Annotated in this window: 8 protein-coding genes; 6 read left to right on the top strand and 2 right to left on the bottom strand. The window is 54.1% G+C overall.

What is annotated here, in order from left to right:
- The first annotated feature begins 5 nt into the window (after positions 1-5).
- Genes CGZ80_RS10080 through CGZ80_RS28590 form a run of 5 tightly spaced genes read left to right on the top strand, consistent with a single transcriptional unit; the run spans position 6 to position 10,445 of the window.
- The gene (locus CGZ80_RS10080; RefSeq protein ID WP_094413889.1) at positions 6-7,226 is read left to right on the top strand and encodes a condensation domain-containing protein; all 7,221 of its coding nucleotides are present in this window, start codon (positions 6-8) and stop codon (positions 7,224-7,226) included.
- Positions 7,227-7,253: 27 nt separating this feature from the next.
- The gene (locus CGZ80_RS10085; protein WP_094413891.1) at positions 7,254-8,105 is read left to right on the top strand and encodes a DJ-1/PfpI family protein; all 852 of its coding nucleotides are present in this window, start codon (positions 7,254-7,256) and stop codon (positions 8,103-8,105) included.
- Positions 8,106-8,152: 47 nt separating this feature from the next.
- Positions 8,153-8,959, top strand: coding sequence for a PEP-CTERM sorting domain-containing protein (locus CGZ80_RS10090; RefSeq protein ID WP_094413893.1), 807 nt, complete (start codon positions 8,153-8,155; stop codon positions 8,957-8,959).
- Positions 8,956-9,960 carry a DUF1559 domain-containing protein gene (locus tag CGZ80_RS10095; RefSeq protein WP_094414017.1) on the top strand — a complete coding sequence of 335 codons (1,005 nt, stop codon included), beginning with the start codon at positions 8,956-8,958 and terminating at the stop codon, positions 9,958-9,960. The genes CGZ80_RS10090 and CGZ80_RS10095 overlap by 4 nt, the downstream gene beginning before the upstream one ends.
- Positions 9,957-10,445 carry a hypothetical protein gene (locus CGZ80_RS28590; RefSeq protein ID WP_233148342.1) on the top strand — a complete coding sequence of 163 codons (489 nt, stop codon included), beginning with the start codon at positions 9,957-9,959 and terminating at the stop codon, positions 10,443-10,445. The genes CGZ80_RS10095 and CGZ80_RS28590 overlap by 4 nt, the downstream gene beginning before the upstream one ends.
- A gap of 27 nt (positions 10,446-10,472) precedes the next feature.
- On the opposite strand, the gene CGZ80_RS10105 is transcribed toward CGZ80_RS28590, so the two are convergent.
- A complete protein-coding gene (locus tag CGZ80_RS10105) occupies positions 10,473-11,384 on the bottom strand; it encodes a LysR family transcriptional regulator (RefSeq protein WP_199180680.1) in 912 nt (303 codons plus the stop codon).
- Positions 11,385-11,518: 134 nt separating this feature from the next.
- On the opposite strand from CGZ80_RS10105, the gene metE reads away from it, so the two are divergent.
- Positions 11,519-13,834, top strand: a complete 2,316-nt coding sequence (gene metE, locus CGZ80_RS10110; RefSeq protein WP_094413897.1) for a 5-methyltetrahydropteroyltriglutamate--homocysteine S-methyltransferase — start codon at positions 11,519-11,521, stop codon at positions 13,832-13,834.
- Between the two features lie 91 nt (positions 13,835-13,925).
- Here the strand turns inward: metE and CGZ80_RS10115 are convergent, their stop codons facing one another.
- Complete coding sequence (locus CGZ80_RS10115) at positions 13,926-14,552, bottom strand: PEP-CTERM sorting domain-containing protein (protein ID WP_094413899.1); 627 nt, start codon at positions 14,550-14,552, stop codon at positions 13,926-13,928.
- Between the last annotated feature and the right edge of the window lie 26 nt (positions 14,553-14,578).

Here is a 14,578-nt window from a genome sequence, read left to right on the forward strand (position 1 = left end):
CAGCGATGGACACGGTCACCAAAACGACTAACCAAGGTCGACTCGAACGGTTGTCGAACGAGGTTCGTGCGCGGCTAGCGACGTTTTTGAGCTTTGAATCGATGGACGAAATCTACCCCGATGACGCATTCGCGGATTTGGGGACCGATTCGAGCCAAGCGGTCGAGTTCAAACTGGTCCTCGAGTCGATGTACGGATTGGAATTGAAAACGTCCGTTTTGTTTGACTGTCCGACAGTCGATCGATTGGTCGCGATGTTGGCCGAGCGCCTCGCCGAATTGGACACGGACCAGACGACTACCGCGTGTTTCGATGCTTCGATGGTACCGTCAGCCATCGTCGATTTCGGTGACGAACAATGGGTTCACGACGGCGAGTCGTTTCCGCTGTCTGAAACTCAAAAGGGGTTGTGGTACATCGGCCAGTCGCGAGATTGTGATCATAGCTTCCATGTACCACTTTTGTTTCAACTTGATCTTCATTTGACGTTCGATCCTAAGCGGTTTGATCGAGCCCTTCAGAAGGTCGCGACGCGTCATCCGGCGATGCGTGTCACCATCGCCTATGACAAGAACACCGGTTCGCTGCGGCAAACGGTTGTCTCCGAATCGACGATTCGTGCGATTGCCCCGTTGAAGCAGACGACGGATGTGGTTTCAGCTTTTCGTCGACAGATGCGTCAGCCGATGGACTTGGCCGCGGCGCCACCGGTCGAAAGTTTTTATGCCGTCGATCAACAGTCCACGTGGGTGCTGCTGAAGTTGCACCACATCGTGATCGACGGACTGTCTGCGGCACCGATGGTCGGTGAACTTTGGCGAGAGTATTTCACTGATTGCGAACCAAAGCCGACGACGAATCAGGACGCAGGTTTCTTTCAATTTATCGAATGGGAAACTCGCTATTTGAAGTCCTCGCGGGCAGAAGTTGATCGTGACTATTGGAAGAGGATGCTCTCTGGCGCTAGAGGTGAAGCCGGACTTGAATCGGCACCAAACAAGTTGGTCGCGACGCATCACGGCGAAGGTGTGCAGTGCATCCATCTCGATCTGACCGAAGCACAAAACGAGAGTTTGGACGAGCTATCACATCGGCTCAACTGTCCGCCTTCGACTGTCTTGTTGTCGTTGTATTATCTGCTGCTCTGGCGGTTGTCTGGGCACAACGATCTGACTATCACCACCCCCGTCTCGGGACGTCCTGGCGGATTGAAAGGGCCATTTAGAGACAAGGTCGGTTGTTTCATCAACCTGGTTGCGACACGTTGTCTCGTTGACGGCGAGCAGCCGTTTGCGATGTTCGCGAAGTCGGTCAGTGAGCGATTTCTAGAGTCGATGGAGCACGGCCAGTTGCCGTTTTCCGAACAGCTTCGTGAAGCCGGTTTGTCGATCGATTCACCAGACGGGCGGCCCAGCTTTCCGTACTCATTCACCTATCAAAACATCTTCGCCGCATGGAGCAAGGATGCAGACTGGCAGGACCACGTCCGTTTTTGCTTTGACCTGTATCAAGAAATCGAAGACGACCTGACATTGGAAGTCTATGACTTTGGTGATCGGAAACGTGTGAATTGGAAATACCAGTCGAACCGGTTCTCGGATTCCGCGATCCGATCTTGGGCAAACGTATTCGATCATTTGTTAGCACAGGTTTGCGCTGACGCATCGGCGCGAGTCGACGAGTTGTCGCTGCTGTGCGACGAAGAGGTCGCGAAACTGCGGTGCCAATTTGATCGCAGGCAAGACGAGAACGTCGTTCCGATCACGGTGGCCGATTGGATCACCGATGTCGCATCGAAAATTCCAGATCACGACTGTGTGTTGGCCTGTGAGGATCGTTTGTCATACGGCCAGCTTGCAGAACGAGGGAAGTTCATTGCGGAGCGTCTACGTTTAAACGGAGTCTCGGCGGGCCATGTGATCGCGATTACAGATGACCGAAATATCGAAACGATCGTTAGCCTGTTCGGAGTCTTGACTGCCGGGGCGGCGTATCTCCCGATTTCATCGGAGGAACCGATGGAGCGACGTTTGCAGATGATTCGTGCTGCGAATGCGATCGAATTTGATGCAGCGTTGAAAACCGGAGGTAATTTCGCCGAACATGCGAAAGGAGTTTCCCTATCGACTGCATACGTTCTGTTTACATCCGGGACGACAGGGCAACCCAAAGCGGTACCGATTCGGCATGACAGTTTGGTCAACCTTTGTCACGCGATGATCGATCGGTATCAACTATCTGACCGGGACGTGATGCTGCAGTTCGCACCTTTGACGTTCGACATGTCGGTCGAAGAGATCTTTCCGGTGCTGTGCGTGGGTGGATCGATTGTGATCGCCGACGAAAATCGTTCGGCGTCCGTAAATCGTGACTTGATTCGGCGACACAATGTCACGCTGCTGAATCTTCCTCCGTCCTATCACTCCGCGATTCGGTCAGCATTTCCTCGCTGTGAAGAGTTTTATCAAGGTGTTCGGTTGGTCGCCTTTGGCGGTGATCGATTATCAGCAGAGACCGCTCGTGAAGTTCTCTCGGCCGGACCGCGGGTCTTCAATGCTTACGGCCCGACCGAAGCGACCGTGAATGCGACGATCGCGGAACAGCATTGTTGCGAAGATTCGAACGTCATCGTGGATATCGGTTCGCCGGTTAATGGGATCGCGATCGCAATCATGCGATCAGACGGTTCGTCGCTTCCGCTAGGAACCGTTGGTGAATTGTGCCTTTGGGGGCGTGGCATTGCCGATGGGTACATTCCCGATGGGTACATTGCCGATGGGGACACTGCGGACGGGGACACTGCGTTACAGTCATCTTCCTTCACGCGATGGATTTTTCCGGGCGACGTAGAGCCCACGGCATGTTATCGAACTGGCGATCAAGCCCGTATCATTGACCATCCATCGGGCAATGGGGAACTGACGATCGAACTACTTGGTCGAAGCGACGACCAAATTAATCTCCGTGGCTACCGAATTGAACCGCGAGAAATCGAATCTTGTCTCGTTTCACATCCGGGGGTTGAAGCTGCCGCGGTGATCGCGATTGGTGATAGGGGGCTCGCTGCCCTCTGTGTCGGGAAAGCGAATGTTGCTGGCCAGCTTGCAAGTTGGGTTGCTGCGAAGTTGCCCGAGCGAATGCGTCCGAGCAAATTTCGGTTCGCGGAACGACTTCCGCTAACTTCACGTGGAAAGCTTGACCGCACAGCCATCGCGGAATTGCTGATGCGATCGTCCGGAGCGGAGGGCGGTGATGCAGCAATGAGTGACGCCTCGTTATTCCGCTCGCCGCTGTGGTCGGATCTAGCAGCAGTACTTGAGGAAACGCTAGAACTTGAAAGCGTTCATCCCGCAGAACGATTTGTCGAAATCGGCGGGCATTCTTTGCTCGCGATCATCATTACCGCGAAGTTGTCTGACCGCTTCGGTGTCGATTTGCAGCTTCGCGACTTTGTGGCGGTCGATCGGTTGGGTGAACTGGCTGACGTGATCGAGAATTTGCGGGTGAGCCAACGTGTCGATGACAAAGGCGATTTAAAGAAGCTGCCAAAAAACGAACGACTGATGATCGATTCGGCGCCACTGACGCCACAGCAACAGCGTCTCTGGATTCTCGAACAACTGGGGCAAGGCGATTCCTACGTGATTCCGGCGATCGCAGAAGTCGAGGGCGAGTTGGACGCCGAGCGATTAACACAGGCACTTGATTGGATTCGTCAGCGACACGAGGCGTTGCAATTGTCGATTGAAACGACAGCCGAAGGACCGATTCAGCGTTTTGATTCGACCGCGAAGGTTCCGTTCGAATCACGAAAATTCTCCGATCACTCCACCGCACGCGAGTGGATCGATCAATGCGCAAAGAAGCCTTTCAATCTAAATGTCAGTCCGCTTTGGAAGGTATCGCTCGCGAAAGTTAGTAAACGTCAATCCATCCTGCTCATTAACTTCCATCATTTGATCATTGATGGCTGGTCGATGCAGCGATTCATTCATGAGCTGCAAGAGTTGTATCATGTCGACGGGGCTACGCTTCCGAATCGATGCGTTCCGGGCGGCGACATGTTGGGACGCTATGCGGCCTATTGCCAATGCCAATCGGAACGGTCACGCGGGCAAGTTGACCTGACGGACAATGGCAGTCGCCAGCGCTGCGTCGCGATGTACGGTGATTTGCAAGACGTGAATTTGTGGCCGGATCGAAGGCGACCGGCAAGGTTGTCAAGTTCGGGCGCGTCAACGGCCACCGTTGTCAATGCAGAGCTCAATCAACGCATCACTAAACTTTGCCGTGCGATCGGTATCACAAAGGCTTCGTTTTGGCTGGCGACGCTACGGTTTTATCTCGATCGCCGTCAGGGTGGCAACGATTTCGCGATCGGAATGCCAACATCGGGGCGTGACGAACGGGCGGTGGTCGATCTGATCGGGTTCTTCGTCGGAACACTCGTGTTACGGTTGGATAATCCCGGAGACAATGAATCGATTACGGTCGTCGATTGGTTGCGTCATGCGAACCAGCAATTGTCAGACGCAATGCTGAATCCATCATTCTCGGTTGATGAGATTCTGACGTTCACGCAACCGGAGCGTCGACTTGATCGATCACCGCTATTTCAGGTCCTGTTCAGCTACGCGGCTGAATCGGTGAAGCCATTTGAACTTGGCAAAGCGATCTTGAGACCGGTACTGCCGAAGGTCGACCAAGCAAAATTCGAATGGACCGTTTCGGTCAGCGAAATGCTAGATGGTAGCGCAAGTTTGTCGCTGGAATACTGCACGGATCTGTTCTTTCAATCGACGGCGCAAGCGGTCGTGCGACAGCTTGTCGAGACCGCCGATGTTTTGGTTCACCAGCAGCAATCCCTGCTAAGAACTCTCTCGATACGCGAATCGAGTTCCAAGCACGACGAAGAAATAATCCGGCCGGTTCGAGCGTTTAGCAGTGCGTTCGGCGAACACGTCTCTGGATCACCCGAATCGATCGCGATCGAAGACGGGCAGGCGAAGCTGACCTATCGCCAGTTGGAGCAACGATCGCGATCACTGCGGTCGGTCGGTGCTGGCGACGTGCCGGTCCAAATCGCAACGGACCGATCGGTCGAATCTTTGATCGAACTGATTCGCTGTTTACGGGCGAATGCCCCGTTCGTGTTGACGGACCGCATGATCACGAAAAATTTGGCTCACCATTCGTCAACTTTGGATGACGCCGCGTGTGTCGCATTGACCTCGGGAACCCAGGGAATCCCGAAGGGCGTCGTTATCCGGCGTGATTCACTGGATCGTCACAACGAAGCGTTTGTTCGCCTTTTGAATCTATCCACAACCGATCGGGTCACGCAGTATGGATCGGCAGAGTTCGATCTGTATTTGGAGGAAGTCTTGCCGACGTTGCGGGCAGGGGCGACGTTGTGTCTGGTGCCTGAGGATTGTCGTCTTGACCCGATGGCGTTTACGAAATGGGTGATCGAGAACGCGATCACCGTCGTTGACTTGCCGACGGCATTCTTCCATCGCTGGGCCGAATCGATTGTATCGCTGCCGCATTTTCCAAATTTGCGTGCGGTTGTGGTTGGCGGCGAACGGTTGGATCGTGATTTGGCAACGGGCTTTGTGGCTGCGTTTCCATTAATCGATTTATGGAACAGCTACGGTCCGACAGAAGCCACGATCATTTGCACGGCACACAAAGTCAGCGCAATGGAGGATCATGCGGAAGTGCCGATCGGAATCCCATTTGCCGGCGCCAAATTGTTGGTGGTCGATTCTGCAGGAACTCGCGTCCCGTCTGGTTGTCCGGGAGAACTCGTGATTGCCGGGATAGGATTGGCGAACGGCTATTTGAAGGCCGAAGAGTTGGGTCGTGGCAACGGGTTTCGAAGACATCCAGAGGATCCGTCACGTATCGCGTATTGGACCGGCGATCGCGTACGAGTCGATCAATCGGGAGTGTTCCATTTTCTGGGGCGACTGGATGACCAGATCAAAGTGCGTGGCGTGCGAGTTTATTTGAACGACGTTGCCGAGCGGATTCGAAAACATGCTGCCGTCGCGGCGGTTGCGGTGGTTTGCGAGATGGACGCTGCATCACCAACGCTCGTTGCCGCGGTCGTCTTGAAAGACGCTCTCAATCCGAACGTGGCGATCCGCCGCGAGCTTGCTACTGCGTTGCCGGCTTCGATGCGACCGAGTCAATGGTGTTTTTGCGAAGCGATCCCAATGACGAACCGCGGGAAAGTCGACCGTCGAGCGATCATGAACTTGGCATTGAGTTCGACTTCGGAAACGCTCGGTTCGGAAGCTACCGCGGAATGGGATGGCGAGCCACAAACACAACTCGCTGCGATCTGGGAAGCCTTACTTGGTCATCGGGATTTTACCGCTGACGATGACTTCTTTTTGGTCGGTGGCCATTCGTTGATGGCGGCGATGCTGGTACGAGAAATCGAACTGGCATTTGACGCCAAGGTTGCTCTGTCGCGGATTTTCGAAACACCGACGATTCATGCGCTAGCTAAGTTGATCGGGCCTGCCGATCAGGTCACTTCGAAAACGGAGCAAGCGCCGAGATCGAACATGTTGCACCGGCCATGCAAAGATCCATTTGCCAACACCGTCAGTGTGCTGTTGCCCGGATTGCCGGGAGTGTCTCAGGTTTACGAACCACTTGTCACCAAGCTGAGTGAGCGATCCGAAGCGTTCGCATTTTCGATCCCCGGCATTGATGGGCGGGAGTCGATTCCGGAAAGCATCGACAAGCTTTCTGACCGCTGGGCCTTTGAATTGACCAGTGTTTTGCGATCAAACGAAACACCGCTACAGATCTTTGCACACAGCTTTGCCGCCAGTGTCTTGTATCGGATGTTGTGTAACCATCGACCATGGTGTGAACGGATCGAGCGCTGCGTTTTGATTGATGCGATGCCGCACCGGCCCATCGATTGGACTGCGGAATCACGATGGATGGCGGGAACGCCGATGACGCCGGAGATCACTGGTCTGAATCACCAAACGCGCGCAGCACTTGCGATGCTGCTGAGATCTTCGTCGATTGAGTCCGGCGAGCCACTGCCGATGGACATCGAATTTGTTATCGCATCGCAAAGTCGAGCTTGGATCGACGATCGAGCGTGGGATTCGTTCTTCCGATCCGTTCGCCAAGTCGATTGCGAAGGCGATCATGCCAGTTTGGTTCAGTTGCAACACTGCGACGCTTGGCTTTAGTTCAATACCTCTTACCAGCAATCAGCTATGAATTCCCAATTATCCAACGATCAAAACGGGCAAGGGCAGCGACGGCATTTTTTGAAAACGGCACTCGTGTCAATGTTTGCCGGATCGGTTGCCCAACAAGCTCGTACGACAAGTGCCGCAGATCCTCCATTTGACATTCATGACCCATCGGTTCAATGGCCGCCGGGATGGACCGGTGACGAGCAAATTGTGATGTTGCTGTATCCGGGGTTCACCGCGTTGGACCTCTTCGGACCGCACCATTTGTTTTCCTTGATGATGGGAGCGAAGGTGCATTTGGTCGCGGCAACGGACACACCGGTTCTGACCGATACGAAGATCGAAGTCCGCCCGACGACAACCTTCGATCAATGTCCCAGCTCACCGACGATTTTTTTTGTGCCCGGCGGTACTGGCGGAACCTTGGATGCCGCGAAGGACATCGCCACGCGGGACTTTGTCGCCGCTGTTGGAGCCAAGGCAGATTTTGTAACCAGTGTTTGCACTGGTTCGATCTTGCTGGCAGCGGCAGGCTTGCTTGACGGATACAAGGCGACGTCGCACTGGATTACTCGCGACCTGCTGTCAGAGTTTGGTGCAATTCCGGTCGATCAACGCGTCGTCGTCGATCGCAATCGAATCACCGGCGCGGGAGTGACAAGCGGATTGGATTTCGGCTTGCAGATGGTGCAGGACCTCCGCAATCAGCAATACGCCGAAGCGGTTCAGTTGTTTGCCGAGTACGACCCTCAGCCGCCCGTCGACAAGGGCAGTCAGGCGAAAGCCGATCCAGAAATCAGCGGTTTGCTGATGCAGATGCACGAACCCTATCGCCAGCTGGTTCGCGAATTGACAACGGAATTGAACTAGGCCTCTAGGTATTGCTTTTAAGTACACGTAGGAACATCGAGATTGAGATGAGTCGATACAACGTCGTTTTGGTTTGTGGCTTTTTGTGTTTGATGACCGGTTCGCTGAGGGCGGAATTGGTGACCGGTGGTGTGGCAACCATTGCGTTGTACGACACGCCATCGAACGCATCGTTTGCGGATCGTTTTTTTGTTGGTGACGAGGCCGCGGCGCTGACCCGTTCGGCTCTATTGGACACGGGCGGCAATCCGGCGGAAGCTTTCGACCGTTTTCCCGGCGGTGTCGTGATGGGGATTAACAGCGGTTCTTTAGTGCAGCCGTCTGGACGATCACGTCAAGCGACAACGTTGGATTTTGATTCTCAAGCCAGCGACCTCACATCTTTTCTGGCGAGTTGGGCTGCGGCGACACCCGGCTTTGGCGCCTTTGGTCCAAGTTTGGTTGGTGGGGAAAAAGTGGGGATCGACGGAGTGCTGCGGTTTAATTCGCCATTGGGAGTGGCGGTGATCGGAGATTTGGCGCTGCAGTACGATTCGACATCGACGTTTGGTGAAGGGTTAACCTTGACACAGAACGTTGATGCCAATGCGGTCCTGTGGCAGTTGGATATCGACGACAGCACGTTTGTGATGGACGAGAACGGATTTTCTTTTGAAGCGGACATGCAAACCGCTTCCATCCCAGCCGGTTTCTATGGTTTGGACAGTAATGCCGGGCGTTTTTCGATCAATGCGATCACGGCGATTCCTGAACCGTCGTCGTTGTTCGCGTTAGTTGGCGTTTCGGTCGTAACGTTGATACGCAGGCGACGTCGAATGTCAAACCGATTTGCGACCAGGCGGCGGGCTAAATGATGCGTCACCGAGGGTTTACGCTGGTCGAGCTGTTGGTTGTGATCACTATCATTGGCATTCTTGTTTCGCTCGTATTGCCAGCCGTGCAGGCGGTTCGGGAATCGTCGCGGCGGATGCAGTGTCAGGACCAGATGCGGCAGATCGGTTTGGCGACATTGCTGTTCGAGAATACCGAATCGTTTTTGCCGGCGGCGACCTATGGTGATCCGTATGGCAACCTACCAAACGGGAATTTTAAGAACGGTTTGTCTGGCAGCCCGCTAACGGAACTGTTGCCTTACTTGGAACAGCAGGGGCTTTGGGACCGGTACGACCGAACCAAGGACTGGTTTCATGAAGACAATCAAGATGCGGTGACAAAGATTGTTCCGTTTTATCGCTGCCCCTCCTCGGTCGGCGGCTCCGTCCAGCGGGGCATTCAACGTGTGGTCGGAGGGATGGGGGATCTTTATCTTGACCGCGCTGCGGGGACGACTGACTACACAGCCGTTTATAGCTGGGGATTTCCGTATGCAATTCCGAGTGTGCAATTCACGCGTGATCCCTGGGCGATGGGCGCTCTTTCGCCCGTGGGTGAAAACTCGACAGGGTTTCTCGGTTCGGGACTGAACTTTCAACGCCCCAAGCGAACAATGACCCTTGACGGATCCAGCCACACACTGACCTTTGTCGAGCAAGCAGGAAAGACAGACACGTGGATCAACGGGCGATTGTATGAAGCGAGCCCAACGGCCGCGCGGGCTTGGTCCCCTTGGGCTGGGCGCGGATGTACTTGGATACTGTCGTATCAATCCGATGGGATCACTTGGTCACCGACGGGCCTTGGCCCTTGCAACGTCAATTGCAACAACCGCCAGGGCATCTATGCGTTTCATGTCGGCGGGGCGAACAGTGTCTTCTTAGACGGTAGCGTTCATTTTTTGAGCCAAGAGATCGATCCTGAAATCTTGTATGCGCTTGTGTCACGTTCCCGTGGCGATCAAACCGGAGAGGACTATTGAAGGATCTCGCTCAAACGATCAAGTCCAGACGCGGAGGAATTCAGTGGCTTCTGCAAACTGTGTTGTCTGGATTTTTACTTGGCTGTAGTGTTGAACCCAATACGCCACCAATACCGCTGTATCCGTTGCGTGGGCGAGTGACCTTGGATGGGGACCCGGCGACTGGTGCAACCATCAAGTTTCTTCCCGTCAATGTTGTGAAACAGAGAACGGGCGATGAAAAATCTACGAGGTCGTTCCGCAGGATTCCTGCAGCGACAGTGGATCAAACGGGAGCGTTCCAGGCCAGCTACTTTGGCATCGGTGACGGTGCGCCCGTCGGCGAGTACAAGGTGTTGGTGTTCATGCTGGAAACGCCACCCGGGGGCGGACTGCCCGTTGATCGTTTTCAAGGACGCTATCTCAACGAGGATCATCCCGTCGCAACACTGACCGTTCGGCCAGGAGAGAACGATTGCGGGACGATTGAATTGGGCAAGAAGTAGCCAGCAATTGCCGCTCGATTCTTGATTCTAACAGTCCATTTGCCACAGCGATTTGCTCTCTCTCGCGATCGCCAAGAAGGATTCGAAGTAGTCGATTTCAAGATCCGTTTTACGAATGCCCAAGAAGATCTGTTTAGGGATGCCTTTCTTGCCGAGTCGGATGGCCGCGATCGGGAAGCGTTGTTTTTGCTCGTCGACCAGCCAGCGTGGCAGCGCCGAGACGCCGCGACCGCTGGCGACCATTTGCAGCAAAATGTCTGTCGTTTCGATCAACTTGTGTTTCTGCGGAATGACACCCGCAGGCGTTAAGAACTGGCTGAAAATGTCCAGTCGGTCGACGCTGACAGGGTAAGTGATGAGTGTCTCGTTGATCAGCTGTTCTGGGACGACGTATTGTGTGCCGGACAATTCGTGATCTGCTGCCACGACAAGTACTTGTTCAAAGTCGAAGACCGGTTCGAAAACCAACCCAGCCTTTTGCAGCGGGTCTGGGGTGACAAGCATGTCGATTTCGTGGTTGTACAACGCTTCGATGCCACCGAACTGAAATTTCTGGATCACATCCAAATCAACTTGCGGCCATACGTCAAGAAAGGGCGAGGCAACCTTGAGGAGCCAACGGTAGCACGGGTGGCACTCCATCCCGATCCGCATCGTCCCGCGTTCGCCATTGGCAAACTGTTGCAGCCTTTGTTCGGCACGTTCAAACTGCGGGAGCAAACGGTTGGCTAAGGCGAGCAAGTGTTCGCCGCCCTGCGTCAACCGCAATGAGCGTCCTTCGCGAACCCAGATTTCGAGGCCGAGCGATTCTTCGAGTTTACGGATCGCGTGGCTGAGCGCCGGCTGGGTGACGAACAGCGATTCGGCGGCGGCCGTCAGCGACCCGAACTGGTCGACAGCTCGCAGGATTTCTAGATGTGAACGCTCAACGATGGACATCCTCGGTTCCTGGTGATTCATGAGTAGAAGTCATGGGATGATCAGTATTAATCATTTTTGTTCATGGATGACTGGCGGTAGGTTACGTCGCGGACTTCAAAAACACAACGTAGCACCCCAAATCGGAGCAAGCAGTGACGACGACACACAATCTGGGATTCCCGCGTATCGGATCGAAGCGAGAATTGAAATTCGCCCAAGAGGCCTATTGGAAGGGGCAATCCAGTCGCGAAGAGCTGGCATCGGTTGGGGCCGAGCTGCGACGAAAGAACTGGGCATCGCAGTGTGAACTCGATTGGTTGCCGGTTGGTGATTTCAGTTTTTACGATCAAGTTCTCGACATGAGTATGGCGTTGGGGAACTTGCCTGGGCGTGTCGCCGATCTTTCCGGGCATGAACTCGATCAATACTTCCGCGTCGCCCGAGGCCGCTCGGAACATCAGGCAGATGAAACATCGGGGTGCCCTTGTGGTGTCGCCGCGGGAGAGATGACGAAATGGTTCGACACGAACTATCACTACATCGTTCCCGAGTTCGATGCCGAAACGAATTTCGTATTGCAAGCCGGCTCGCTGATCGATCAGATCCGTGAAAGTCGGCAGCACAACGTCAACGCGAAGGCGGTCATTGTCGGACCGTTGACGTATCTCGCGATCGGGAAATCGAAAGATGGTACTGACAAGCTCTCGCTGTTGAAACGATTGCTGCCAGTCTATCGTCAGCTAATTGAAGCGATTCACGCGGAAGGGATCGAGTGGGTACAAGTCGATGAACCGATCCTAGTGACTGAGTTGGAAGGTGATTGGCAGCAGGCGTTTGTCGATGCGTATCAAGCATTGGCGGGACTTGGGGCAAAGTTGTTGTTGGCAACTTACTTTGGCCGCTTGGGCGAGAACCTCGATCTCGTAACGAGTCTGCCGGTCGCGGGGATTCATTTGGATGCGATCAATGCACTGGAGGAAGTCGACACGTTGATTGCCAAGACGCCACCGGATCATGTTTTGTCATTGGGGGTCATCAACGGACGAAATATCTGGAAGACAGACTTAGTTCGAACGCTCGAATGGCTCGAGCCTATTGCCCAGCGACTGCTCGACCGACTTTGGATCGCGCCATCTTGTTCTTTATTGCATGTGCCGGTTGATCTATCGAACGAGACCAAGATAGATACGGAGCTGAAGTCTTGGCTGGCGTTTGCGGTCCAAAAGGTAGACGAATTGCGTATCTTGAAGACCGCTTTGGATGACGGACGCACCGCCGTGCGGACAGAACTTGACACAAACCAAGTTGCGATCGAGTCACGTCGGTGTTCGATGAACGTCAACGACGTCGCTGTCCAGCAAGCGGTTGCGAACATTGATGACGAGCTTGGCTGTCGTGCGAGTTGCTACAGCGAGCGTTCGGTGCTGCAACGTCGTGCATTGAATTTACCTTTGTTTCCAACGACAACGATTGGTTCGTTCCCACAAACGGCTGGCATTCGTCGGATCAGGCGGCAATTCAAATCAGGCGATATGGACGACTCCACCTATCGGTCACGGATCAAGATAGAAATCAAAGAGTGCATTCGGCTGCAGGAAGAACTCGGGTTAGACGTCTTGGTTCATGGGGAAGCTGAACGAAATGACATGGTCGAGTACTTTGGCGAACTACTACGCGGATTCGCGTTCAGTGAGAACGGTTGGGTGCAATCGTACGGTTCTCGTTGCGTGAAGCCGCCGATCCTGTTTGGTGACGTCAGCCGACCGGAACCGATGACGGTTGGCTGGATTCGATATGCGCAATCGTTGACTGACAAGCCAATGAAAGGAATGCTGACCGGACCGGTGACCATTTTGAATTGGTCGTTTGTGCGTGACGATCAGCCTCGTGGGCAAACGTGTAAGCAGATCGCATTGGCGATTCGTGAAGAAACGTTGGACTTGGAGCGTGCTGGAATCCAGATTATTCAGATCGATGAAGCGGCGCTTCGCGAAGGCCTTCCGCTGCGACGAACAGAATGGGATCGGTATCTGGAGTGGGCGATCGAGTCCTTCCGCATCGCGGCAAACGGGGTCTGCGACGCAACACAGATTCATACCCATATGTGTTACTCGGAATTCAACGACATCTTCGAATCAATTTCGCGGTTGGATGCGGATGTGATCACGATCGAGACGTCACGGTCTGATATGGAATTGCTTGACGTTTTCGACCAATTTCGCTATCCCAACGAAATCGGACCCGGCGTTTACGACATTCATTCGCCCAATATCCCTCGCCAGGATCAGATCGTTGATTTGATGAACAAGGCGGCCGCACAAATCCCCATCGGGCGATTGTGGGTGAACCCAGATTGCGGCTTGAAAACGCGGCAGTGGGACGAGGTTCTTCCTTCACTAACCAACTTGGTCGCCGCCGCAAAACAGCTTCGCAAAGAGCATTCACTTCAGCCATTGCCTAGCGATTGACAAATCGCTGAAGCAAAAAAGAACCGCCAAAGCGATGGGCTTTGGCGGTTCGTCGTTTTAATGCGGTTGCGACTTGCGTCGCGTCGTTCGCTTAACGGCGACGGCGACGCAGCATGACGGCTGCACCGAGGGTGCCGATCAAAGCAAAGCTGGATGGCTCAGGAATCGCGGTGACCGAAGCCAACGTCAGCGTGTTGCCGAAGTTGATGAATTGGTCAAAGTTGTAATTGTTTGCCATCGTGAAGTTGGGGTTTGCTGGCTGATAGTCAGCGAGCGAAAACGTTACTTGGCTTCCGACCGTTGGTCCGACCAAGTCAACGGTTCCCAGCGACAGTTCGACGGTGTTGGCTGCGACGCCACTACCTTGAGTTCCGCCAGCGAAGTTAAACGCGGTGAAGGTATCGCCGTCGTTTCCAGATGCGGAGAACTGAAAATTGGGGTTGCGAGTTCCGTTTTGGAAAGCGTCTTGAGCGGTCGAGTTCAACTCGATCGCGTAAGTACGCAGACCTGAGGTCTCAAGTAGGTTGGTGTCTGCCCCGGTTGCGGTTTCTCGCAAGATGACTTCGACACCACGAATGGTTTGGTCAGGGTCAACGTTGATGACGGTGTTACCGATCGCATCAATGCCGTTGGCCCGATAGAAGACGTCGTAAACGAGTTCGGCTTGAACCGAAGGGACAGCTGCGATCAGCAGTGCCAGGCAAATCAAAATTCTCATGGTGTTATCCAAAATTTAGTGAGGGT

This window comes from Rhodopirellula sp. MGV, assembly GCF_002251265.1.
In the GTDB taxonomy this organism is placed as follows: domain Bacteria; phylum Planctomycetota; class Planctomycetia; order Pirellulales; family Pirellulaceae; genus Stieleria; species Stieleria baltica_A.